This is a genomic window from Neobacillus sp. C211 (assembly GCF_051842875.1).
GTDB lineage: Bacteria > Bacillota > Bacilli > Bacillales > Cytobacillaceae > Neobacillus.
In genome coordinates this window covers 1-23043 of record NZ_JBPXRO010000026.1, presented here as the reverse complement: position 1 = coordinate 23043, position 23043 = coordinate 1, and the positions used below count along the sequence as shown (strand labels likewise).

Genomic DNA, 23043 nt, shown 5'->3' with positions numbered 1-23043 from the left:
ATATCTCAAATTAGAGATTCTTAAATTAAAACTAAATTTTACAAGGCTTGAATAATCAAAGTTGGAACAAAATAAGTTAAAAAATTTTCTTTATAAGCTGTACATTAAAAAGGAGTGTTAAAAAATGAGTAAGAAAACAATGGGTATCCATCATATCACGGCAATTGTTGGTCATCCGCAAGAAAATGTTGATTTTTATGCAGGAGTATTGGGTTTACGATTAGTTAAGCAAACAGTCAATTTTGATGATCCGGGTACCTATCACCTTTATTTTGGTAATGAGGGTGGTAAGCCTGGAACAATCATAACATTCTTTCCATGGGCAGGAGCTCGTCAAGGAATCATTGGAGACGGTCAAGTAGGCGTTACTTCTTATGTAGTTCCGAAAGGTGCAATGGTATTTTGGGAAGAGAGACTTAAAAAGTTCAACGTTACTTACACAAAGATGGAGCGTTTTGGAGAAGAATATTTGGAATTTGATGATTCACATGGTCTTCACTTGGAAATTGTTGAAAGAGAAGAAGGAGAAGTCAATAATTGGACCTTTGGAGATGTAACACCAGATGTTGCTATAAAAGGATTCGGAGGGGCTACTTTATTATCGACACAGCCAAACAAAACAGGTGAATTGTTAGAAAAAGTAATGGGACTAGAATTAGTCGGCAAAGAAGGAGATTTCGCTCGTTATCGTTCTACTGCTGATATTGGTAATATTATCGACCTAAAATTAACTCCTATTGGACGTGGGCAAATGGGTGTAGGAACTGTTCACCACATTGCATGGAGAGCAATTGATGATCAAGACCAATTAGATTGGCAAAGATTTGTTGCATCAAAAGGTTATGGTGTTACTCCTGTTCAGGATAGAAACTACTTTAATGCGATTTACTTTAGAGAGCATGGAGAAATACTTTTTGAAATTGCAACTGATCCTCCAGGGTTCGCACATGATGAATCACTTGAAACAATGGGTGAAACATTGAAGCTACCAGAACAATATGAGCCTAATAGAGCACAAATTGAACGAGCATTACTACCGTTTCAAGTAAGAGAACTAGACTGATTATATGAAAGGGAATGATTTCTTTGCTTTCAATCGATCCTGCCTTATTGTCTGAAAGAGAAAATTATAAATTTCTAATCGGTAGCATAATACCCAGACCGATTGCTTTTGTCACAACTTTGTCAAAAGACGGCGTTTTAAATGGGGCACCATTTAGCTATTTTAATATCGTGTCCTCGAATCCCCCGATGATTTCTTTATCTATCCAACGATCATCGGGGACACAAAAGGATACAGCAAGAAACATCAACTTGTTGAAGCAATTTGTGGTTCATATTGTTGACGAACAAAATGTTGAAAAGATAAATAAAACAGCTGCAAGCCTTCCTTCTGATCAGAGTGAGATAGAGTTAGCTAACTTAACTCCAATAGAAAGTGTAAAGATTTCCGTACCAGGTGTAAAGGAAGCAAAAATTCGAATGGAATGTTCATTAGAGCATTCCTTAGAATTGGGTGGCACGGATACTCCTGGTTGTGAACTGATTATTGGAAGACTTGTTCAATTTCACATTGATAGCGACATTTATGAAAATGGAAGAATTAACCCAAGGGGTTTAGCTGCGGTTAGCAGATTGGCAGGCAATAATTACGCTAAAATAGGTGAGATATTTGAGATTGAAAGACCATAATGATTAAATCCCATTGATGAAATGGAGAGGTTTAAATGCAAAAAACAGCAGGTATCCATCATATAACAGCCATGGTAAATGATGCTCAACGAAACATAGACTTTTATGCAGGTGTACTTGGGTTAAGACTCGTTAAAAAAACCATTAATTTTGATCGACCAGAAGTGTACCATCTTTATTTTGGAAATGAAACGGGTCAACCAGGTACCGTCATTACTTTTTTTCCATGGGCAAAACAGTTAAAAGGGCGAATTGGACAAGGACAAGTAGGTGTGACCAGTTATGTTATACCGGAGGGTTCAGTAACATTTTGGGAAAATCGATTGCAGAAATTCGGAGTTGAGTTTACTTCATCAGTTCGCTTTGGTGAGAACTATTTGAAGTTTAACGATCCTGACGGACTCCAACTTGAATTGATAGAACGAGACGAAGGACCAACGAACACTTGGAATTTTGGGGGAGTTCAGAAAGAAAATGCGATTAAAGGATTTGGTGGTGCTGTCCTATTCTCGGCACAACCACATAAGACAACGGATGTTTTAGAAAATATTTTAGGGTTAGATTGCGTTGGTCAAGAAAATGAATTTCTAAGATTTAAATCTGATGGAAATATAGGAAACACCATTGATATTCACTTAAATCCTTCTGTCCGAGGGCTTATGGGAGCAGGAACTGTTCACCATATAGCATGGAGTGCGAAGGATGAAGAAGAGCTTCTCAGATGGAGTGCACTTCTCCAAGAGAAAGGTTATTATCCAACAGAAGTTCGTGATCGTAACTACTTTAAAGCAGTGTATTTCCATGAAGGAGGGGGCATCCTCTTCGAAATAGCAACGGACCCACCAGGATTTTCAGTGGATGAACCAGTCGATGAACTTGGAAAAAAACTTATGCTGCCGTCTTGGTTAGAGTCAAAAAGAGATGAATTAGAAGAAATTTTACCTCCTGTGGAGGTTCGTGTTCTGGAGGGAGAAATATAATGAAACATATATTCAATAAAGGACAAGATTCTACAAAACCAACATTATTATTGCTTCATGGTACCGGTGGTAATGAATTAGATATGTTGCCTCTTGCAGGCAGAATTGATGATGAGGCTTCCGTATTAAGCGTTCGAGGGAATGTTTTAGAAAATGGAATGCCTCGATTCTTCCGCAGATTGGCTGAAGGAGTATTTGATGAAGAGGACCTTGTTTTCCGAACAAAAGAATTAAATGAGTTTCTAGATGAAGCAGCAGAAAAGTATGGTTTTGATCGGGATAATATTATAGCCATTGGATATTCAAATGGAGCGAATATAGCAGCAAGTTTATTATTTCATTATCAAAATGCACTAAAGGGTGCGATTCTTCACCATCCAATGGTACCAAGAAAGGGTATTGAACTTCCTGATTTGTCAGGAACGTCTGTGTTTATTGCTGCTGGGACAAATGATCCGATCTGCTCGCCAATGGAATCGGCAGAATTACAATCGTTATTAGAAAAGGCTCATGCAAATGTAGAACTTCATTGGGAAGACCGAGGTCATCAATTAACAATGCAAGAGGTAGAAGCCGCTGCAACATGGTATCGTCAGGTAATTATTAAATAAATATTAGGAAAACGGAGAGGTAGAAATGATGTTAAAAAACGAAATCGGAGCACTTATATTAAGAGTAACATTAGGAGCATTATTTTTAATTCACGGGATTGTAAAGTTTCAAGGTGGAATTGAGAATATTGTTGGTTGGTTTGAGAGTATTGGATTACCAGGATTTATGGCTTATGGAGTTGCATTGCTTGAAATTATTGGAGGTGTAGCAATAATCATTGGGTTAGCAACAAGACTTGTATCCGCATTATTTGCATTGCTAATGATTGGAGCAACACTAAAGGTGAAAGTTGCGGTTGGTTTATTAGGAAATGGTCAAATGGCAGGGTATGAGTTAGATTTAGCATTTTTGGCAATGGCAGTTTATCTTGTAATCAATGGTAGCAAGCTATTATCAGTAAGCCAATTGATTTTTCAAAAAGATTCCAATGAGTTCAAAATAGCTGCTTAATAAATGAATGTAGATTTCTAAAGTAAGAAATAATAGGTGGTGTATTAAAATGGGTTTCTTATCCAAATTATTTGGAAATTCAGCTGATAAGGAGACAGAAGAAATGACAAATGTAAAATTAGCAGTGATTTATTACAGTATGGGTGGAACCAACTATCAACTATCAAAATGGGCTGAAGAAGGAGCAAAAGAAGCAGGTGCCGAAGTTAAGGTTCTAAAGGTTCCTGAACTTGCTCCACAATCAGCAATTGAAGGAAATCCGGTTTGGAAAGCGCATGTAGAAGCAACCAAGGATGTACCTGAGGTTAAATTAGATGATTTAGAATGGGCAGACGCAATTATTTTCAGTGTACCAACTCGTTTTGGTAACATGCCGTCACAAATGAAACAATTCCTAGATACAACAGGTGGTCTTTGGTTTAACGGAAAGCTCGTAAATAAGGTTGTTAGTGCAATGACTTCAGCTCAAAACACTCATGGCGGTCAAGAGGCAACAATTTTATCACTTTATACAACGATGTACCATTGGGGGGCAATCGTTGCGGCTCCCGGTTATACTGATCCGGTTACATTTGGAGCTGGTGGTAACCCATATGGAACAAGTGTTACAGTTGGTCAAGATGGAAAAATGATTGAAGATGTCCAAGCAGCTGTAAAACACCAAGCCAAGCGTACAGTTACAGTTGCAGAATGGGTAAAAAAAGCAAATCAGTAAACTATTTAATAGAAAAAGCAAATCGGTAACTTCACGATTAGCTTTTTCTATGTTTTGATTCTTAAGATTGGGTATATAGAGCACAAGGATTTTTTTATGTTTCATGTTGAAACTTTAGCATAGATAACAAAAAACACATTAATTTGAAGTAAAATAATCAAACTGGGAACGGGAATGAAAAGGTCGAAAATAAAAAAGGAAAAAAGAATCCCTAAAAACAATCCTCACAAAAAATAAAGTTAAGTATGAAATAATAGCTAATTTCTTTAAGAAATAAAAGTTGGATAGAAGCAGCAATCATACTTAAAGAAATATAAATGAAGAGATGTCCATAAAGGATTATTTGTCCGGTTGTGTTAACAGATTTATCAATTTTTTTTTCGAGATTATCAAAATATTGCCACCAAAATGAAATAATCAATGAAAAAGACAAAACAGAATACCCTATAGCTTTCCAACTTCCAATCTTGGGATGGAGAACAGACAAAATGCTAATAATGGAGTCGCCAAATAATATAAGAGTTAAAAGTCCAAATCGTTCTAATAAATGAGAAGTATTTACAGGATGTTTTACAAGATATCTCCTACCAAATATAGGAATGAAAATATCCACTAAAATTCCTAGATAAAGAACAATATATTTATACCACGAAGAAAAGAATATCGAGCAGGTTGAAATCAAAATACCTATCCAAAACCTTGTTGCTAAATAATACGCAGCCTTGTTTTGCTCACTCTTTCCCTTTCTAATAACCGATAAGTATTGAAATGCGGTTAATGCTCTAACGCCGATGTATCCAACTAAAAAAGGGATATAATAACGATCAAAGTCAACCGATAAACTTGAGATTAATATTAACACAAATACCATTTGGAAAATCAGTAAAAACCTATCATGAAATTTGTCCCTTCCGAAACGGTTTACAAACATTGTTTGTCCAACCCATGCCCACCAGACCGGAATAAATATTAAATTGAATTTAAGTAAATATACAAATAATAACTCTCCTTCATTAACCCCTAATAATACATGGGTTGACTTGGAAATTGCAGCAACATATAGAAGGTCGCAAAAAAGTTCTAACCAGGTTACTTTTTTTTCTGCCATTTTAATACTCCATTTTCTGATGATATCATTCAAAAATATTTTTAGTTATATTAGGTCCCTTATTCTGAATTAAATTATTTAACTTTAAGTCTCATAGAGAATATACTAACCTCTTGTTAGAAGTTTCAATTAATTGATTAATTAATACTTTAAAACTCTAATGAATATTACTCTGTACCCAAAGAGATAATATTTAGGAAAATCTTTTCAAAAAAATCGTTGAATTAGAGAAAAAGAGAAGAGTTTTTTATTTCACTTTTTGTATACCTTAAAGTGCTGAAATTTAACAATAAGGAGATAAACCATGACTAAACAACAACCTTTATTCACATCCTCTGCAACAGCTGTTGGGGGAAGACAAGGAAGAGTGGAATCGTCTGATGGCAATATAAAAATGGATTTAGCAATGCCAGGAACCCCAAGAGCAAAAGAATTACCAAATGCCACAAATCCTGAACAGTTGTTCGCTTGTGGTTACTCTGCTTGTTTTGATGGGGCTTTGCAGCATGTAGCTAGGCAAGAACATGTCAAATTCGAATCACAAGTAACTGCAAATGTTAGTTTCTTAAAAGATGAGGTTGATCAAGGATTCAAAATTGCTGTAACGTTGCAAGTAAAAGGACATGGTATTGAAAAGGCAAAATTAGAAGAGCTTGTACATAAGGCACATGAATTCTGTCCATATTCAAAAGCAACAAGAGGGAATATTGAAGTTACTTTGGAAGTTGTTGAATAATAATTATCGATTTGCTAATAACCAATAATTAAAATTCTATTGGAAATAGAGAGAAGGGGAACATTGACTATGGATTTAATAATCCAGTATAACTTTTTATAAAAATTTTTCATTATTGAAAAGGAGAATGGCATTTATGTCAAATGTGAATCTTGCAATCATTTTTTATAGTTCAACAGGTACCAATTATCAATTAACACATTTGGCATCCGAAGGTGCGAGAGAAGTTGGAGCAGATGTTAAGGTCTTAAAAGTTCCTGAATTAGCTCCAAAAGAGGTTATTGATTCAAATCCTGCATGGAAGCATTATTCAGAGGAAGTTGCGGCATGTGTTCCGACTGTTTCACTAGATGATTTAGAATGGGCAGATGCAATTATTTTCAGTGTACCAACTCGATTTGGAAATATGCCTTCTCAGATGAAGCAGTTCTTAGATACAACCGGCGGTTTGTGGTTTAACGGAAAGCTAATGAATAAAGTAGTTAGTGCTATGACTTCTGCCCAGAACCCACATGGGGGTCAGGAAGCGACAATTTTATCCTTATATACAACAATGCACCATTGGGGAGCAATTGTTACAACTCCAGGATATACTGATCCAGTAATATTTGGAGCTGGGGGAAATCCATATGGAACAAGTGTAACAGTTGATCAGAATGGCAAGATGGTTGAAGATTTTTCAGCTGTGCAAGCTGCAGTAAAACATCAGGCAAAACGGACTGTTACGGTTGCAGAATGGGTAAAGAAAGCAAATAAATAAAAGAAAAGCTAATCGGAAATTTCTGATTAGCTCTTTTATTTTAAAAATAAACAGATAAAAAAGGGATATAGGTATCGTAAATAATTATAGTGGTAACCTAATGTATATATCTGAAACTCTATTCTTTCCTTTTTACCTTTGAATAACATCCTCAAATAAATTTATAAAAAATCCATTTAGGTGATGCCATGTCTTTCAAGTTTTTAGAGAGGTTTATAAATAACCAGAAGTCTAATAAAGAAACAAAGTCAATAAAAACTATATTTCAACAAGCTGGTAAATCTAATGATTTCCATCAATTCTCACCATCGGAAGAAAAGGATATTATTATTAGTTACTATAAAAGCATGGTTGATACAAAGAGGCTGAATGAACTTCTTCTTCCAGCGATTCAAGAAAATTATGAGAAAATTAGTAATATTAATGATCTAAAAAAGTTTATTCCTTTTGAAGAAGTCCTTGTTACTGATGACCCTTTAGTTGTGGAAAAGACACTTATTAAGGGATATGTTATTGTACATTCAAAAAATTTCAGCCACAAAGATTTTATGACCATAAATATTGAAAACTCAAATCTTGGTTATAGGGAAAGTAATGATACCGAGAATGAATTTAGTGTTATTGGACCAAAAGTTGGATTTGTGGAGAATATGGCTGTCAATCTTCATTTATTAAGAAAGCAAATGGCTGTTACTGAATTAATTTTTGAGGAAATAAAAATTGGCACAATGTCTAAAACGGAAGTTGTCATTGCCTATTTAGATGGAGTCACCAATCCGCAATATATTCAAACTGTTCGACAACGATTAAAGAATATTGATTTCGATGTTATTTTCGATAGTTCTCAAATTGATCAAATAATATCAGATAATTCCAACACGCCCTTTCCAATTTTTTTATCTACTGAGCGGATGGACAGGGTTGTATATGCGATGATTTCAGGGCAGGTTGCCATATTATCAAATGGATCTCCCTATATTATTACAGGTCCAACAACAATATTAGATTTTTTCATTTCGCCTGAAGATTACTATCTTTCTTGGATGGTTGGATCATTTTTTCGAATTATTAGAATTTTTAGTGTTATATTCTCGTTATTTTCAACCCCTATTTATGTAGCAGTTTTAACCTTTCATTATGAAGTAGTACCTGAAGATTTACTTGAACCCCTTATTAGTTCCAGAGCACATGTTCCATTTCCACCAGTTTGGGAGGCAATTTTTTTAGAAATTACGATTGAATTGTTGAGAGAAGCGGGGGCAAGATTACCGACTAAAATTGGTCAAACCTTGGGTATTGTAGGTGGTATTGTTATAGGGCAGGCATCTGTACAAGCTGCTCTAACAAGTAATATATTACTTATTATTGTTTCATTATCTGCACTGGCTTCTTTTACAACCCCTATCTTTAAAATGTCAAATGCAATTCGTCTAATACGTTTTCCGTTTATTTTACTTGCAGCTTTTTTGGGCGGTTTTGGCATTGCAATAGGGTTTGTTCTTCTATTAGGTCATTTATTGAAACTCAAATCCTTGGGGAATCCTTATATGGTTCCTTTATATCCTTTTAGAATAAAGAATTTTCGAGACAGTTTTATTCGTTCGTCATACAAATATACAACTAATCGAAGTAAATTTTTAAGACCTCTTTCATTAAAAAGATATGCACCAAATCGAGATGAGGATGATATTAGTAATGAATAGTAAAAAGCTAAAAAAAATATGGTTTGTTCTCTTGGCTCTTTTAATGTTTATACCTGGTTGCTCCTATCCTCGGCAAAAAATCATTGATGATGTGCAACTTCAAACCGTACTGGGTTTTGACAGAGTAGATAATGAGTATGTCGGAACAGCTCTTTATTCTGACTATACAGGAGATGAAAAAAAAGGTGGGAGTTTTATTTTACAAGGCAAAGGAAAGAAAGCCCATATCATCAGAGAATCCATAAATGGACAATCACCAAAACCGATAGAAATAGGAAAGTTGAACCTTTTAATTTTTGGAAAAAATCTAGCTGAAAATGGGGTATCTTATTTTGTTAAAACAATTTGTAGGGATCCCTTGATTGGAAGCAATATGTTCATCGCTGTTTCAGAAGTTCCTGCCGGAGAATTATTAAAAAAAATTAATGATAAAAATAGTAAATACCTTTATCAATTAATTGAACAAAATTACAAAAACCAAAATACACCCATTCCTACATTACAAAGTTTTTTATTTGATTACTATGGGGAAGGAAGGGATGTTTCTATCCCTTATTTAAAGATAAATCAAAAGGGGAATATTGAGGTAAGCGGGCTAGCATTGTTTAATAAAGACAGACTGGTACTTACCCTAAATCAAAAAGAAACCTTCTTATATAAAATACTAAGAGGGAGAGTTATTAGAGGGGAAACAGCATTTAATATACATAAAGGGCAGAAAGAGGACTTAGCGTTATTAACTATTTTATATGGGCAAAACAAAAGATCAATTTTAAATAAAGATACTGATTCAAAGGTGACATTTAACTTGACATTAAAGAGTATGGTGAAGGATTACCCAGACTGGCTAGATTTAAGAAAAAACAAGAATAACATCTTACTAAAAAAGCAATTGGAAAAACAAATGAAAAAGGATTTTAAAAAGCTATTTGTAAAACTTCAAGAACATCAAGTTGACCCTTTAGGTATAGGTGATTTAGCAAGAGCGTATTCAAAAGAATGGAACGAAAGAGAGTTTTATGAAAAGGTGTACCCAACAATTGCATTCGATATAAATATAAAATTAGAACTCTTTCAAGCAGGGATTGGCGAATAAAAAGAATAGGTGATTGAAAATGAGTAAACAAGTTAATGAAAGTTTGACTGTCTCTCCCTTTTTTTTATTTTTTCTTATTCACAGTACGCAAACAGGTGTAGGGTTATTGAACTATCAAAGCAAAATAATAAAGGGAGCAGAACAGGATGCCTGGGTTTCGGTAGCATTAGTTGGAATCAGTTTTCATTTTATAATTTGGATAATATTTTTCTTATTAAAGAAATCAAATAACGGAGATATTATGTCCTTACATCAACAATTATTTGGGAGATTTTTAGGAAACGCTTTAAATCTTTTTTTTTATGGGTATATGCTTTTAATTTTTTCAACAGTGATTAGATCCTATTTATCAGTTTTGATTACCTGGGTTTTTCCTTATACGCCTATTTGGGTCTTATCTATTATTATGATATTGGTCATTTCATATATTGTTATTGGCGGTTTCAGGGTTATTACAGGTATATGTTTTTGGGGTATGGTGATTCCTACTCTACTTATATTGACATTGTATTTCCCATTACAATACGCTTACTGGACGAATTTATTACCCGTTTTTAATCACAGTTTGAATGACTATTTTGTTTCAGCTAAAAATAGTGTTCTTATGTACACTGGACCAGAATTTCTACTCCTTTATTTTCCTTTTATTAAAAATAATAAAATATCCCAAAAATGGGCACACATTTCACAGATCTATACAATTATTTTATATTTATTTATAACTATCTTATCATTTGTTTATTTTAGTCACGGACAACTTGAACATACACTTTGGGCAACCCTTATCATGTCAAAGATTATCCAACTTCCATTTGTCGAAAGGTTTGAATATATCTACATTTTTACTTGGCTTTTAGTGATTCTGCCTCAGTGTTGTATTTCACTGTGGGGAGGAATACGAATCTTGAAAGAATCCTTTAAATTAAATTCTAAAATGTCATTATGGTTGTCAATTTTTATTGTTCATTTCATTGTTATTAATATCAAAAGTAAAACGGATGTCGATGAAATGGGCTCTTTCTTAACCTTAATTAGCTCTAGCTTCATATATATTTATTTACCAATTTTGTTTATTATTTTAATCATCATTCAAGTGGTTAAAAAGTTTGTGAGAATTAATCCTTAGGGTCGTTTGACATGGGATTATAAAAAAACTAAATGTATTTATGATAAGTATTGGGAAATTGTAATAATATCACTATTACTATTACATATTTGAGAGGATGTTTATAAATGGAGAAAAGGTTGTTAAACTTGCTTACAGTAGTATGTATTGCTTCTTTTCCATTCTTATTCAAGGGATCAAAGATGAGAGAAAATCTTGTTATTTTTTTCTCAAAAGGAGTTATAGCAACTCTAATTGATGCTTATGTTGTTGGAACCAAAAGAATTGAATATCCGGTTCGACCTTTGGCAAATATCTTTAAAACTAACATCATTTATGATATATTGTTTTTCCCAATTTTAAGTGTCCTTTGGGTAAAAATGTCCTACAATGATAATTTTGGAAAAATTCTATTGAAAAGTTTGCTATTTAGTGTTCCCATGAGTATCGGTCAATGGTATATGGAAAAGAATTCAAGATTATTTAAATGGAAAAAATGGTCACCATTCCATACTTTTGGTAGCGTGAATTTTACATTGTTTACAATTAGAGGGTTTGTTGGATTATTGAAAAAATTGGATAAATTAAAGGGAAATCAAAATATAACCGAATAATAAAGGTTGATATTATGAATAAAACTTATAAGTTAGAAGCTATTCTTTGGAGTGTGTGTAAGCGTCAAGTACATTTGAACAATTTTGCTTATTAATTTTGAACACTTTCTTCTTTAAAAATTGTCTCACGATGCTTCATCCTATAACTTGAATCGTTAAAATGAACGATTTCTGCCCGATGGATGAGCCGATCCAATATAGCTGTCGCTACCCCTACATCCCCCAGTAGTTCGGTCCACTCTTTTGGAGAGCGATTGGAAGTAAGGATTATCGATGAATTGTTATACAGGTCATTAACCAATTGGAAAAACAAATTAGCTTCCCTTGGATCCATCGCTGCGTACATCAAATCATCAATAATGACTAATTGTGATTCTTTAATTCTCTTAATCCTTGTTTGGGATTTTCTCGTAATGTCCATAGTTTTCAAGGTATGAACCAAGTCTCCCATTGCTATAAAGGAGACTCTATAACCTCGTTTAATCGCTTCTAATCCTAAGCCAACCGCCATATGTGTTTTCCCCACACCTGGCGGTCCCAATAGAATAAGATTAAATAACTGCTCAATCCAAGCTAATTCTTTTAATTGATTAAACTGTTTTAAGCTTAGGGATTCTTGTTCATCTAAATTAAATTGCTCCAACGGAGTAATACATGGGAATTCTGCGAGTTTCAATCGTTTTTCGATGTTTTTCTCGTCTCTCATTTTTCGCTCGTACTCCACTACATTGTTCAGGAAAGCAATATAACTAAGCTGCTCCTTTTCAGCTTCTTCGAGAAGAGAAGGGAGCTTTTTTGATGTTTCCACCAAACGAAGTGAAATGAGGGAGTCTTGAAGATATTTTATCTGCTTCATTTTGTACTCTCCATGATAGTATAATAATCTTCCAATGGACGCTGGTTTGCCTCAGTATCTGTTAGTGTTAACTCAGCGATGTCGTTATAATTTGTATCAATCTGTTGATCGCTGTCGTTTGTACTGTTCACTTGGCGTTGTCGCTTAAAGAGGGATACAACATCTTGAAAGTCATTCGCACTAAAGAGTTGCCTCTCCATACAGAGTGCTAGTGCCTCATCTATTACTTCTAATGAGCCTAATTCGATGCATTTTTTTATTAAGCTTAACTGGTCTCGTATATAACGAGGATACCTATTTCGTAACTCATTCAGGTACTTAGTAGCTTGTGATTTATTTGTAAAATGTTCACTAACGACTTCAATAAGCTCTTTTATTCCCTTCGATCTATCCCGTTGATGGGATCTATTTTGAATGAGTTTTCCTTTATCAGGGCTAATGCAATGTGTTGCCAGTATTTCCCCTGACTCCTGGACATAGATTACTAGCTTATTATCATCGGTCACATAATAAAGGACTTCTGGATACTTTTGAAATGTTCCTAACGGAACAGAGTATCTGTTCGAGAGATATAGGATTGTATTGTCCTTTCGAACACTTCTTGTTATACTAGCTTTGTGAATATGATTTAGCGAGTTGACCTGTCGCATGTGTTGCTTTTCGAGGAGAAACACATCGGCGGGTCTTCTTTTTGTGCCGTTATGAATTTTGCCATTACCTGTTCTTTTTAACCATTTCTGAGACTGCTCGTTCCAGGAATCAATGTTATGAAAAATTCTATTATTAATGAAGTTATTCTTGATAAACTTAACCGCATTTTCTACTTTCCCTTTACTTTCTGGATCAGCTTTTCTACAGAGTTTAACTTCAAATTTAATTTCATTTACAAATTGTTGAAACTCTTCGGTGAGTAAAATATCCCCCTCGTTCTCAGATACAACAATTAGTCGATCCTGGTCATACAAGATCTCTTTTGAAACACCCCCCAATTCCTTAAATGCATTCCTATGAGCTGAAATTACATCCTTTGTCGTGAAAGGGCGATTTTGATATTCGACGTATTTGTATCTGGAATGTGCTAAGACAAATACAATAAAAACTAACTTAACTGGTTTACCAAATCGGTTCTTTACCGTTTTAAATCCAAAGTCTGCTTGGATTTGTTCACCCATTGGAGGATCAGGGACTGCTTGATAATCCCTAGTACTTGATTCTTTTGGAATTTGAAAATCCTCTCGAAGACACCTTACATAGCTTCTTACCGTACTTTCCCCAACTTTGAATTCAGGATATTTCTCTTTAAGCCAGTCTTGCACTTGAGCTGCAGTTAAATCTGGAAATTCTCTTAACCAATGAAGGATTAATTCCTTATGAATGTCTAACTTCTTACTTCTAGTCATTGTCGATGCCGTCCACTCTGCCATTTCCTCTGGTGATTTACGAATATAATTGTAAACCGTATTTCTTGATATATTTAGTTTCCTAGCGATAGTAGAAATACTGTATTTCTGATTGAGCATTCCTCTAATTTCAACATACATTTCAAACTTATCCACCTTTTCAATTCCTCCGCCTAATCATAGAAGTATAAAAATCTATCATAAGGTGGAGAACAATCTTAGTAAATAAGTGTTCAAATTTAATTGTCGTAAACTGTTCAATTTAGTCTAGCACTTACAAGTGTGGCATTTCCCGGTTTTGGTCAACTATTAAATGGTCATCTTATAAAAGGAATTATGTTTATTATTTTAGAATTCACAATTAATGTTAATAGTTTATTTAACCAAGCTATCATGTTTAGTTTTCTTGGGAAGATAAATGAGGCTGCCAGAGTGGTTGATCATCAATGGCTTATGTTTTATCCATGTGTTTATATGTTTGCCATGTATGATGCATATAAATTTGCGGAAGGGGAAAATCCCCGGTTATCGTTTGTCCCATTTGCTTTTGCAGCCTATTTTGTCACAATAGGTCTTATGTATTCACCTAATATTATTTTTGGTATATCATTTGGTCCTATTTGGCTTCCAATGTTGTCTTTGATTCCTGGGTTAGGAATTGGATTTATCATTCGTCATATTTTAATAAAAATAGGTTCTAAACCCGATTATAATGGGAAACCTTCTTAATAAAGGATAAGGGAAGTAAATCTTTTTGGAAATTGAATCAAAAGATAATTTTACAGTATATATTAGGTTATAGGAATTAATGGTTGCTACGGCAACCCTTTTTTATTATATGCGAAAAGATTGTGAAGCAATGTACTTAAACTATAGGGTGCGTTAGTTGAACAAGCTATCGAAAATTGATATTAAGATTTGTCTCAGCATAGTGAACTGACCCATTTTATTTTTAATTACAAATACATATACAAAACACCGTGCGAATTTGGTTGCATTTTCAGATTAGCGATAGGTAACGGAAACCGTTACGAAAAATGTTGGTACCTTTTATGGGTACTCCTTAATTATCTTAATTTTTGGTAACAATTTGAATTTAATGGTAAAATAAAACAGATATTGGTTCAGGAGAAAGGAGATTTTATGTCAAACTTAGATAAAGTTGAACAAGATTTTAATAAAAAAGTTACAGACTTAGCATTAACAGCAGCCAAAGAAAATAATATTATTGCTCCGAGTGAAATAGATCAGCTAATGGCACAATTACATAAGGATTTTAAAGTAGATACACAAAATTTGTCCAATGTGGCAAGTAGACTAATTGAAAAAAATGAAAAACTATCTGATACTGAGGTTGCTATTAGTCTACTTAAGGAAGTAGCCGCCAATGGCGAGAATAAATTCATGAAAAAAATAGCATCTAAAATGCTAAACGATAAGTGGTGGGAGAAATAATGGTAAATAAAGTGTTCTCTATTATAAAAGTCATTTACAATTTTATAAAGATCTTCTTCATAAAACATCAAGACAAAATAATGGAATTATTGTGGGAGTTTTTAATGCTAATCGTAAAGGATGCAAGAGATAAGAAAAAAGCTGAACAAGAGCAGAAGCAACAAGAGCAACAGCAGCAACAACAAACTACTTAGTTAATCAAGCAAAGTCATTTGATGGCTTCTTTATACATATTCAACTAAAGGGTGCGATAGTTAAAAAAAGCTGCAATGCAGCTTTTTTTATGGAATCTGGCGTAAAAATGAATGTAACTTAATGGATGTTTTGTTACATTGAAGGAACCCAAAAAGCCAAAAATGATTGCTAGTGGTAATTGATAATTTGTATGCTCAATATTATGATTAAAAATAATAAAATCGCCTTTATACATAATTGAATATAGAAAGGATATCATAAAATGAAAAGAATAATTTTTGGTTTAGTGGGAGTAGGAATCATGTCAGCAGGATTAATCTTCGGTAGTGGAACTATAGAAAACCAAGCGGAAGGTAGTAAAAAACCAAATATAGACGCATTGTTAGCTGAAAATGGATTTACAGCAGAACCACTGTCGAATGATGAAATGAAAGAAATGGATTTATATCTTGAAAAATATACAAAAAAATTTTCAATTGATAGAACTGTAATAGGAAAAGTGAAAAATCAGGAAAATTCAAAAGTTATAGAAGTTGCCATATCACAAACATCTGGTATTCTTAGTGAAATTCAGGCTGGAAATCCAGAAGAAGCTGAAAAAGTTAGAAAAGAAAAGGGTTTGTCTTTCATTCCTATTTATTTTAATCATGATTCAGATAGATAAAGTAAATCCCCTTTATTAATTTAAAGGGAATTGTATTTAATATGGCTTAATTTTTTTTCATAGTACCGGAAGATTGGATTTTTTTGATTTATCTGTGAGCATTACAGATATCTTCCGTAATCGGGCGCGATAGTTGCAAAGCATTAGCTGAATATGCAACTTTTTTTGTACCTTAAAAAATGTAACATAATATATATTTTATTACATTTGGGTCAATTTCGGTCTTTTTCTTATTCAACTAAAGAAGCAGGTTTGTTCAAAAAACTAAAAGATAAAGGATAAATACGATTTTTGTCGAATGTTTACTGTAAATGTAAATTTACGGTAGGTGAGTTAATGAAGTCGTTGTACTTAAAAAAACGAACTAAAATTATCCTCATTGTTTTTAGTTGTATTACTATTCTAATTGCTGGTCTTGCTTTCCTTTTATTTAAAGGAATTCAAAAGGAACTCTCACAAAAAGTAGGAGAAGACGTTAAATTTTTTGAAGCGATTAAGGCTGTAACGACTTTGAATTACGATGGTATTGATGAGAAAAAGCTAAAAAAGGACCATAAAACACAAAAGATAAAACAAATAACACTTTACTATGGTACAAATCAAAAAGATATTCTTCCACTTACCAAGGAGACTATAGACCGAGCAGAAAAACTTACGAAAAAGTATCTGGGAGAATATCAAGGTAGACCAGTTGACTTTATTTTTATGGATTCAAATCAGTTACAAAGATTTAGTAAGCTAAATGATATTTCGGGGTCATATTCGGACTTTGAAAAAGTAATAGCAGTTGACCTTGAAGATGCGGAAGTAGGGAATATTCTTAATAAAAATGAAACATCTTTATATCTTTTTCAAAAGTCAATACTGCACGAGTATACTCATTATGCAACGTACAGGGTATTAGATGAGATTGGAACAAAGGCGAAAATAGATGATTTTCCAGTCTGGTTTATTGAAGGCATTGCAGAATATATTGGGGAAAATGAGGAAAATCTCGATTATCATTCATTTGGAACACACTTTATCGAATTAACAAAGTTAAATACAGAAAAGGAATGGCAATTTGCTAGGTCACTTAAAAGTGAAAAAGGTGAAAATCCATATTTTCAGGGCTATTTCACAATTGCTTTTTTAATTAATACATATGGAGATAATATTATTTCCTCATTATTGAAGGAAACTTCGAATACTCAGGACTTTTATCAGACTCTCGAATCTTTTACTGGGAAAGACATAGTGGAACTTGAAAGAGACATTATCAACCATTATCAGTAAGTCTTTGTGAAAAAATGTACTTAAGCTAACGGGTGCGTTAGTTCAATAACAATTAATTAAGGAACGCACATATTATACACATCTAATATGTGCGTTCCTTTTTTTATGTGTTTACGTTATTTACCCTAAATATAATAATACTAAAGAATATTTCATTTTCATATAATATTATGCATTTGTATCTACTTCATTACTTTTCAAAATCATTTCTTTATATGAAGTAATTTTATGTTCTAACAATTTATTCGTTTCTTTCAGTGTCTTTAACTGGTTTTCTATGGAACTTTTATGATCTTCTAATAGTTTTAATCGATTAATTGCTGTATGTTCTCCTTCAGTATACAAGAAGGCATACTCTTTGATTTTTGTGATCGGCATTTGCGTCTCTTTTAATTTTAAAACAAATTTTAGCCATTGAAGATGCGATTCAGTATATTTTCTTTCTCCATGTTCATTCCGATCTGGAAGAATGATATTCTCTTTTTCATAGTAACGTAATGTATGTGTGCTAACTCCTACTAGTTGTGCCACTTCGCCAATTGTATACATAAAACCCTCCATTTTTAACCAATGCTAATCAAGTGTAAAAAATAGGTTTGACTTAGAGTTTACTCTAACCACTATAATAAATCCATAAATGTTAACAATCAATTTTTGTTAGTATAACAAAATATTAGGAGGCAATAAAATGAAAAAATATACAGTTATTACAGGTTCAAGTTCTGGTATTGGATATGAAACAGCTCTTGCTTTTGCTGCTCGTGGTAAAAATTTAGTCATTGTGGCACGTAGAACTGAGGAGCTTGAAAAACTAAAATCAGAGATTGTGAAAGTAAATGCAGAATTAGATGTCGTTATAAAAACAGTTGATTTATCAAATACGAAAAATGCTTATACATTATATGAAGATTTAAAGGAATATGAAATTGAAACGTGGATTAATAACGCAGGATTTGGTAATTTTGCATCAGTTGGAGATCAAAATTTAACTAAAATTGAAAGAATGCTTAATTTAAATATCGAGGCTTTAACTATTTTAACTTCTCTTTATGTGCGTGACTATTCAACAGTTGAAGGAACACAATTAATTAACGTTTCATCAGGTGGGGGTTATACGATTATTGGAAATGCAATCACATACTGTGCTTCTAAATTCTATGTAAGTGCCTTTACTGAAGGGCTTGCACATGAATTAAAAGAAAAAGGTGCAAGCATGCAAGCAAAAGTATTAGCACCTGCTGCAACTGAAACTGAATTTGCAAAAGTATCGAATGATTTAGAAGAAAATGTTAAGTTTGAAGGACTTATTCCTAAATACCATACAGCCAAAGAAATGGCTGGATTTATGCTTGATCTTTACGATAGCGAAAAAATAGTTGGAATTGTAGATGGTCTTACTTATGAATTTCAATTAAAAGATCCAATTTATCCTTATGCAGTAAGAATGAGAAGCTAATAAGGTTGATTCATCAGCGGTATTCAAAAATTTCTGGATTATTATCTTTATAATTTTACGTATATAATAAGTTCTTTACTAATTGTATTATCTTATCAAAAAGAGGTTCTTCCATTAGGAGAACCTTTCATATATTTGTTCAACTAACGGGTGCAAGAGTTGAAGATCCAGCTGTCATAAATGGCGGCTTTTTCTTATAGTGCTAACGTAAGCAGTTTTGTTGAAGAAGGATTTTGGTACACTTAAGGAGAAAAATAACATATGTTTTCTTGGGGATGTGCATAGAAATGGAAGAGAATTTTGTCGCATGGTCATTTAATTTCATTATTCGAGGGATAGATTTAAACCCTGATGAAATTAAGAAAAATATAATCCTTAAACCTTCAAAAGTGAGAAGAAAAGGTGAATTAATCGCCAAAGATATAAAAATGAAGGATTCCTATTGGAGTTATCAGATAAAGTTTAAAAGCTATGATGAGCTTTATTTAGCTTTTGACGAGTTGTTGAAAACTCTTCATACTCATAAATCCTTTATTGGTGAAATTTCGAATGGTAATGATATTTATATAAATTTTAGCTTACGATCAAATTTAGGACAATTAGGGTTTGATTTACAGCCGAAGACTATAAAATCATTAGCTGAATTAAATATTAGATTTGAAGTGCATATTCTTTCATTTGGTGAGGTTGAAGATACCTCTTGTTGAACAAAAGTGGTAGATAACCCTTTTCTGAATTCCTTCATTGTGAAATAATGCACTTAAACTAACGGGTGCAAGAGTTAAACAATGAGGTGCTGTCGCAGCTCATTTTCTTTTTGTGCTAACGGATTAGGTTAATTAAACAACAATATCATTAAATAGAGGATTTTTAGCTTTCGTAAAGAAAGAGTAAATAATAAAAAATGAGGAGATGAAAAAAATTTGGAGTATATCAGCCAGATAAAGCCTTGGGAGGATAATGACCTTGATTTACTTTTTCGTATAAACGCTCCAGAAATGATGCAGCATCTTGGAGGTCCAGAGAGTAAAGAGCAGGTTTTGAAACGACATAAACGATATCTTGAGCTTGGTAATAGAGGACGTATGTTCAGCATTATATTGTTACCAGAATTAGAATCAGTAGGTTCTGTGGGTTATTGGGAAACTACTTGGAATAATGAAAGTGTATATGAAACTGGATGGAGCATTCTACCCTCGTATCAAGGAAAAGGAATAGCTACAAAAGCAGTAAAGTTAGCAATAGAAGAGGCATCTAATGAGAACAAATATAAATACATTCACGCATTCCCATCGATTGATAATCCTGCTTCTAATGCAATTTGTCGGAAGCTTAACTTTCAGTTTATTTCTGAATGCGAATTTGAATATCCTCCAGGAAACTTTATGCACTGCAATAATTGGCGTTATTACTTAATTGGACAATAGCTGATTTTTCAGTTCTTAATTTTTAAAAAAGTTTGTGAAGAAATGTACTTAAACAAACGGGTGCAAGAGTTAAAGATTGGGATGGCTGCGGCGATCCCTTTTTCTTATTGCACTAACGAAGTAGGTTAGTTGAAAAAGAAAAAGGAAGAAAAATCCATTTCTTTCATATATAATTAATAACAGGGAGGGGGTTTTGTATGATAAAAAAGCTTTTAATGTTTTCTCTTATTTCCGTTTTATTAACTGCTTGTTCAGAGGATAAATTGATGAATTTCTTTGGAGAAAGTAAAAATTGGCAAGTTAAATATTCAGTAAATGTGTTTGACGAGAAAAGTGAATCATCAAAAGTTACAATAAGATATATCGGGGAAAAGCCAGTTCCTAAAAAGATAAAATATACTGTTGAAACTGCTACTGGAAAAACGGGCGGTGAAACTACTATCGAGAATGGGGTATTGGGAACAGGTGAAGATTCTTGCAGTGGTTGTTCAATTACCCAAGAAAATGAAAAAATAACAGCAACCATAACTTGGAATGATAAAACTGAAACCGTAAATTTAAAAAATAATGAGAAGATACTTCATTGATCTTCATTTACTCGCTTTCCTTTTTTCAACGGATTATTTTAATTTTGACAACAACTGGACTGTTTTGACCAGTCCTTTTTCATTACTCTTATTTAACTAAAGAAGCAGTTTAGTTGAAGAAAGAATGTTGCTGCCTGTCCCATACAAAGACCCTTTAATTATTATAGAAATGCTTAATGATGGTTTCACAACAAACGCTCAGAATTAGCTTCTGAGCGTCTGATTCCTTGAATCAAAAAAATTTGCCGTTAAAAATGTTATAATTTAAAATAAAATAGCATCGAGTGAATATTGTCCTGCCCCCGTGAGAGCTACACCAATTGCTACAACTAATACAGCAAGACAGTATTCATATCCACCCTTTGTAATCCAGTAACCATTTGGTCCGTGAACTTTTAAAATCCCTACTACCATTGTTCCAGCAATCACAATGCCTGCAAGTGGGGTAAGTAACCCTAACGCAAACATAGCTCCACCTATTAATTCCGATAGCCCAGCGAGTAACGCCATTGTTACACCTGGTCTTATTCCCAATTTTTCAAAATGCTCCCCAGTTACTTTTAAACCACCGCTGCCACCAAAGCCGAATAACTTTTGGGCTCCGTGAGCTATGAATGACAATCCAAATACTAAGCGTATTAACAATAAACCTAACCCTATCATATTTTTGCTCCTTTAATTATCTTTATTTAATTTGTTCGTTGATGAGTTAATCAAATTCATTCACCGTTTCCATAAATCTTTAATCTACTGGAGTTTCGAATTTACCCTCCTGATAATCCCGATAAGCCTGTCGTATTTCTTCTTCTGAATTCATTACGAAAGGTCCATATGCTACAACAGGTTCTCTGAGAGGTTCACCTGCAAAAAGAAAAAATCTTAATTTTTCGTTTGCAGAAATGTGAATACTGCTCATTTCCCCATCATTTGCGGAACCTAGCCACATTGCTTGCCCTTTTTTCGCCACAACTTTATTTTCACCAAATGTTCCACTTCCTTCTAATACATAAATATAGCCATTATAGGTACCAGGAAGGTCTTGACTAATGAATGCTCCTTTTTCCAACACCATTTCTACAAACGTGACAGGTGCGTAATTCAGGGTGTTCGATAAAATATCTCTAGACGAACCTGAATATACTCGAATTAAGGCACCGTTCTCTTGACGAACAGGCATATCTTTTGCGTGCATATTTTGATAACGGGGTTTTACCATTTTATATTTACGAGGTAGATTAACCCAAAGCTGAAGAAGATGAACTGTTTCACCGTCAAGTGGTGATTCATTATGGATCACGCCTCTACCAGCAGTCATAAATTGAAGGTCCCCTTTTTCTAGGATTCCACCCGCCCCCGTAGCATTGTCATAATGATTAAGCCTTCCGTCAATGATAAATGTTAAGGTCTCTATACCACGATGAGGATGCTCACTAAATGCTCCTTTTTGAAATTTATCTTCCATTAGTAATAAGAACGGGTCATAATCTACCCAGTTGCCAGGTGCAAGGATAGGACTTGCGGTATGAATATTGCTTATTTTTTGTTCGGTTACTGTCCATACTTTTTTTATTTCACGACGTTTAATATTTTCGGTATTCATATTATTTGCCCCCTTTTCATAATCATAATAAACCATTAAAATCAATTACATAAGTATGCACTTTGAAGATATATAGTATGTAAAAAGATACTATTGGAGGTAAAGATGAAAATAAAACCTGAATATTGTAAAGTACACGACGCTCTTTCCATCTTGGTTGGGAAATGGAAGCCTATCATCTTATTGTATCTAATGTCGCAAGGCACAATGAGATATGGAGAATTAAAAAAAGCACTTGTAGGCATTACCCCAAAAATGCTAACAAATCAATTACGAGAACTAGAGGAGGAGGGGCTCATAAGTCGAGAGGTATATCGTGAAGTCCCACCTAAAGTGGAATATTCTATAACTGAGTATGGAATGACATTGAAGCCGATTTTAGATTCAATGCACGAATGGAGTATGGAACATAAAAAGAGAAAATTGCAAAATACAATGGATTAACATTTCCTTCCTTTTGATAATGAAGAACAAAATACATTTTCTGAATTTTGTTCTTCAACTAACGTGGTGTGTAAGTTTAAAATCGTTATTAATATTTTAAAATAGATGCATGC

Annotated in this window: 27 protein-coding genes and 1 pseudogene; 22 read left to right on the top strand and 6 right to left on the bottom strand. The window is 33.5% G+C overall.

The annotated features are described in order from the left end of the window. Positions 1 to 124 precede the first annotated feature (124 nt). The 6 genes from ACSU6B_RS21245 to wrbA (ACSU6B_RS21220) are packed head-to-tail and all read left to right on the top strand — an operon-like array spanning position 125 to position 4449. The gene (locus ACSU6B_RS21245; protein ID WP_410888328.1) at positions 125 to 1063 is read left to right on the top strand and encodes a ring-cleaving dioxygenase; all 939 of its coding nucleotides are present in this window, start codon (positions 125 to 127) and stop codon (positions 1061 to 1063) included. A gap of 23 nt (positions 1064 to 1086) precedes the next feature. Continuing rightward, positions 1087 to 1692, top strand: coding sequence for a flavin reductase family protein (locus ACSU6B_RS21240; RefSeq protein WP_168243571.1), 606 nt, complete (start codon positions 1087 to 1089; stop codon positions 1690 to 1692). Between the two features lie 35 nt (positions 1693 to 1727). After that, positions 1728 to 2672 carry a ring-cleaving dioxygenase gene (locus ACSU6B_RS21235; RefSeq protein ID WP_410888326.1) on the top strand — a complete coding sequence of 315 codons (945 nt, stop codon included), beginning with the start codon at positions 1728 to 1730 and terminating at the stop codon, positions 2670 to 2672. After that, positions 2672 to 3283, top strand: coding sequence for an alpha/beta hydrolase (locus tag ACSU6B_RS21230; protein ID WP_410888324.1), 612 nt, complete (start codon positions 2672 to 2674; stop codon positions 3281 to 3283). Before ACSU6B_RS21235 ends, ACSU6B_RS21230 begins: the two co-directional genes overlap by 1 nt. 25 nt (positions 3284 to 3308) lie before the next feature. Then, positions 3309 to 3734 (top strand): DoxX family protein, encoded by a 426-nt coding sequence (locus ACSU6B_RS21225; RefSeq protein WP_410888322.1) that lies wholly within the window; start codon positions 3309 to 3311, stop codon positions 3732 to 3734. Positions 3735 to 3783: 49 nt separating this feature from the next. Further along, positions 3784 to 4449, top strand: a complete 666-nt coding sequence (gene wrbA, locus ACSU6B_RS21220; protein ID WP_410888320.1) for an NAD(P)H:quinone oxidoreductase — start codon at positions 3784 to 3786, stop codon at positions 4447 to 4449. A 101-nt stretch (positions 4450 to 4550) separates the two neighbouring features. Here the strand turns inward: wrbA (ACSU6B_RS21220) and ACSU6B_RS21215 are convergent. Next, a pseudogene (locus tag ACSU6B_RS21215) lies at positions 4551 to 5557 on the bottom strand (low temperature requirement protein A). Between the two features lie 304 nt (positions 5558 to 5861). Here ACSU6B_RS21215 and ACSU6B_RS21210 point away from each other — a divergent pair. The 6 genes from ACSU6B_RS21210 (at position 5862) to ACSU6B_RS21185 (ending at position 11571) form a co-directional block, all read left to right on the top strand. Continuing rightward, positions 5862 to 6293 (top strand): organic hydroperoxide resistance protein, encoded by a 432-nt coding sequence (locus ACSU6B_RS21210; RefSeq protein ID WP_410888318.1) that lies wholly within the window; start codon positions 5862 to 5864, stop codon positions 6291 to 6293. A 136-nt stretch (positions 6294 to 6429) separates the two neighbouring features. Continuing rightward, a complete protein-coding gene (gene wrbA, locus ACSU6B_RS21205) occupies positions 6430 to 7053 on the top strand; it encodes an NAD(P)H:quinone oxidoreductase (protein WP_410888316.1) in 624 nt (207 codons plus the stop codon). 188 nt (positions 7054 to 7241) lie between these two features. Then, complete coding sequence (locus ACSU6B_RS21200; protein WP_410888314.1) at positions 7242 to 8756, top strand: spore germination protein; 1515 nt, start codon at positions 7242 to 7244, stop codon at positions 8754 to 8756. After that, positions 8749 to 9852, top strand: coding sequence for a Ger(x)C family spore germination protein (locus ACSU6B_RS21195; RefSeq protein ID WP_410888312.1), 1104 nt, complete (start codon positions 8749 to 8751; stop codon positions 9850 to 9852). The genes ACSU6B_RS21200 and ACSU6B_RS21195 overlap by 8 nt, the downstream gene beginning before the upstream one ends. Before the next feature lie 19 nt (positions 9853 to 9871). Then, a complete protein-coding gene (locus ACSU6B_RS21190) occupies positions 9872 to 10978 on the top strand; it encodes a GerAB/ArcD/ProY family transporter (RefSeq protein WP_410888310.1) in 1107 nt (368 codons plus the stop codon). A 107-nt stretch (positions 10979 to 11085) separates the two neighbouring features. Beyond that, the gene (locus tag ACSU6B_RS21185; protein WP_410888308.1) at positions 11086 to 11571 is read left to right on the top strand and encodes a CBO0543 family protein; all 486 of its coding nucleotides are present in this window, start codon (positions 11086 to 11088) and stop codon (positions 11569 to 11571) included. 91 nt (positions 11572 to 11662) lie between these two features. Here ACSU6B_RS21185 and istB read toward each other — a convergent pair whose 3' ends face one another. Together istB and istA are read right to left on the bottom strand one after the other, a co-directional pair. Further along, entirely contained in the window at positions 11663 to 12427 is a 765-nt protein-coding gene (gene istB / locus ACSU6B_RS21180) for an IS21-like element helper ATPase IstB (protein WP_410888306.1), read from the bottom strand. Next, positions 12424 to 13983, bottom strand: a complete 1560-nt coding sequence (istA, locus tag ACSU6B_RS21175) for an IS21 family transposase (protein ID WP_410888304.1) — start codon at positions 13981 to 13983, stop codon at positions 12424 to 12426. Before istA ends, istB begins: the two co-directional genes overlap by 4 nt. A gap of 180 nt (positions 13984 to 14163) precedes the next feature. Here istA and ACSU6B_RS21170 point away from each other — a divergent pair, with 180 nt between their 5' ends. The 5 genes from ACSU6B_RS21170 (at position 14164) to ACSU6B_RS21150 (ending at position 17416) form a co-directional block, all read left to right on the top strand. Next, positions 14164 to 14556 carry a hypothetical protein gene (locus ACSU6B_RS21170; protein WP_410888302.1) on the top strand — a complete coding sequence of 131 codons (393 nt, stop codon included), beginning with the start codon at positions 14164 to 14166 and terminating at the stop codon, positions 14554 to 14556. Between the two features lie 414 nt (positions 14557 to 14970). Continuing rightward, complete coding sequence (locus ACSU6B_RS21165; RefSeq protein ID WP_410888300.1) at positions 14971 to 15282, top strand: hypothetical protein; 312 nt, start codon at positions 14971 to 14973, stop codon at positions 15280 to 15282. Beyond that, positions 15282 to 15476, top strand: a complete 195-nt coding sequence (locus ACSU6B_RS21160) for a hypothetical protein (RefSeq protein WP_410888298.1) — start codon at positions 15282 to 15284, stop codon at positions 15474 to 15476. The genes ACSU6B_RS21165 and ACSU6B_RS21160 overlap by 1 nt, the downstream gene beginning before the upstream one ends. A 263-nt stretch (positions 15477 to 15739) precedes the next feature. After that, positions 15740 to 16141, top strand: a complete 402-nt coding sequence (locus ACSU6B_RS21155) for a hypothetical protein (protein WP_410888296.1) — start codon at positions 15740 to 15742, stop codon at positions 16139 to 16141. A 336-nt stretch (positions 16142 to 16477) separates the two neighbouring features. Continuing rightward, the gene (locus ACSU6B_RS21150; protein ID WP_410888294.1) at positions 16478 to 17416 is read left to right on the top strand and encodes a peptidase MA family metallohydrolase; all 939 of its coding nucleotides are present in this window, start codon (positions 16478 to 16480) and stop codon (positions 17414 to 17416) included. Positions 17417 to 17584: 168 nt separating this feature from the next. On the opposite strand, the gene ACSU6B_RS21145 is transcribed toward ACSU6B_RS21150, so the two are convergent. Then, positions 17585 to 17965 (bottom strand): MerR family transcriptional regulator, encoded by a 381-nt coding sequence (locus ACSU6B_RS21145; RefSeq protein WP_410888292.1) that lies wholly within the window; start codon positions 17963 to 17965, stop codon positions 17585 to 17587. 139 nt (positions 17966 to 18104) lie between these two features. On the opposite strand from ACSU6B_RS21145, the gene ACSU6B_RS21140 reads away from it, so the two are divergent. The 4 genes from ACSU6B_RS21140 (at position 18105) to ACSU6B_RS21125 (ending at position 20886) form a co-directional block, all read left to right on the top strand. Beyond that, positions 18105 to 18872, top strand: coding sequence for an SDR family NAD(P)-dependent oxidoreductase (locus ACSU6B_RS21140; RefSeq protein ID WP_410888290.1), 768 nt, complete (start codon positions 18105 to 18107; stop codon positions 18870 to 18872). Between the two features lie 287 nt (positions 18873 to 19159). Then, positions 19160 to 19579 (top strand): DUF4279 domain-containing protein, encoded by a 420-nt coding sequence (locus ACSU6B_RS21135; RefSeq protein ID WP_410888288.1) that lies wholly within the window; start codon positions 19160 to 19162, stop codon positions 19577 to 19579. A 216-nt stretch (positions 19580 to 19795) separates the two neighbouring features. Continuing rightward, on the top strand, positions 19796 to 20299 hold the full coding sequence (locus ACSU6B_RS21130; RefSeq protein WP_410888286.1) for a GNAT family N-acetyltransferase: 504 nt from the start codon (positions 19796 to 19798) through the stop codon (positions 20297 to 20299). A 197-nt stretch (positions 20300 to 20496) separates the two neighbouring features. Beyond that, positions 20497 to 20886 carry a hypothetical protein gene (locus ACSU6B_RS21125; protein ID WP_410888284.1) on the top strand — a complete coding sequence of 130 codons (390 nt, stop codon included), beginning with the start codon at positions 20497 to 20499 and terminating at the stop codon, positions 20884 to 20886. A 264-nt stretch (positions 20887 to 21150) separates the two neighbouring features. On the opposite strand, the gene ACSU6B_RS21120 is transcribed toward ACSU6B_RS21125, so the two are convergent. After that, entirely contained in the window at positions 21151 to 21549 is a 399-nt protein-coding gene (locus tag ACSU6B_RS21120) for a DoxX family protein (protein WP_410888282.1), read from the bottom strand. A 79-nt stretch (positions 21550 to 21628) separates the two neighbouring features. Then, on the bottom strand, positions 21629 to 22486 hold the full coding sequence (locus ACSU6B_RS21115; protein ID WP_410888280.1) for a pirin family protein: 858 nt from the start codon (positions 22484 to 22486) through the stop codon (positions 21629 to 21631). A gap of 105 nt (positions 22487 to 22591) precedes the next feature. On the opposite strand from ACSU6B_RS21115, the gene ACSU6B_RS21110 reads away from it, so the two are divergent. Next, positions 22592 to 22930, top strand: a complete 339-nt coding sequence (locus tag ACSU6B_RS21110; protein ID WP_410888278.1) for a winged helix-turn-helix transcriptional regulator — start codon at positions 22592 to 22594, stop codon at positions 22928 to 22930. Positions 22931 to 23043: the final 113 nt, after the last annotated feature.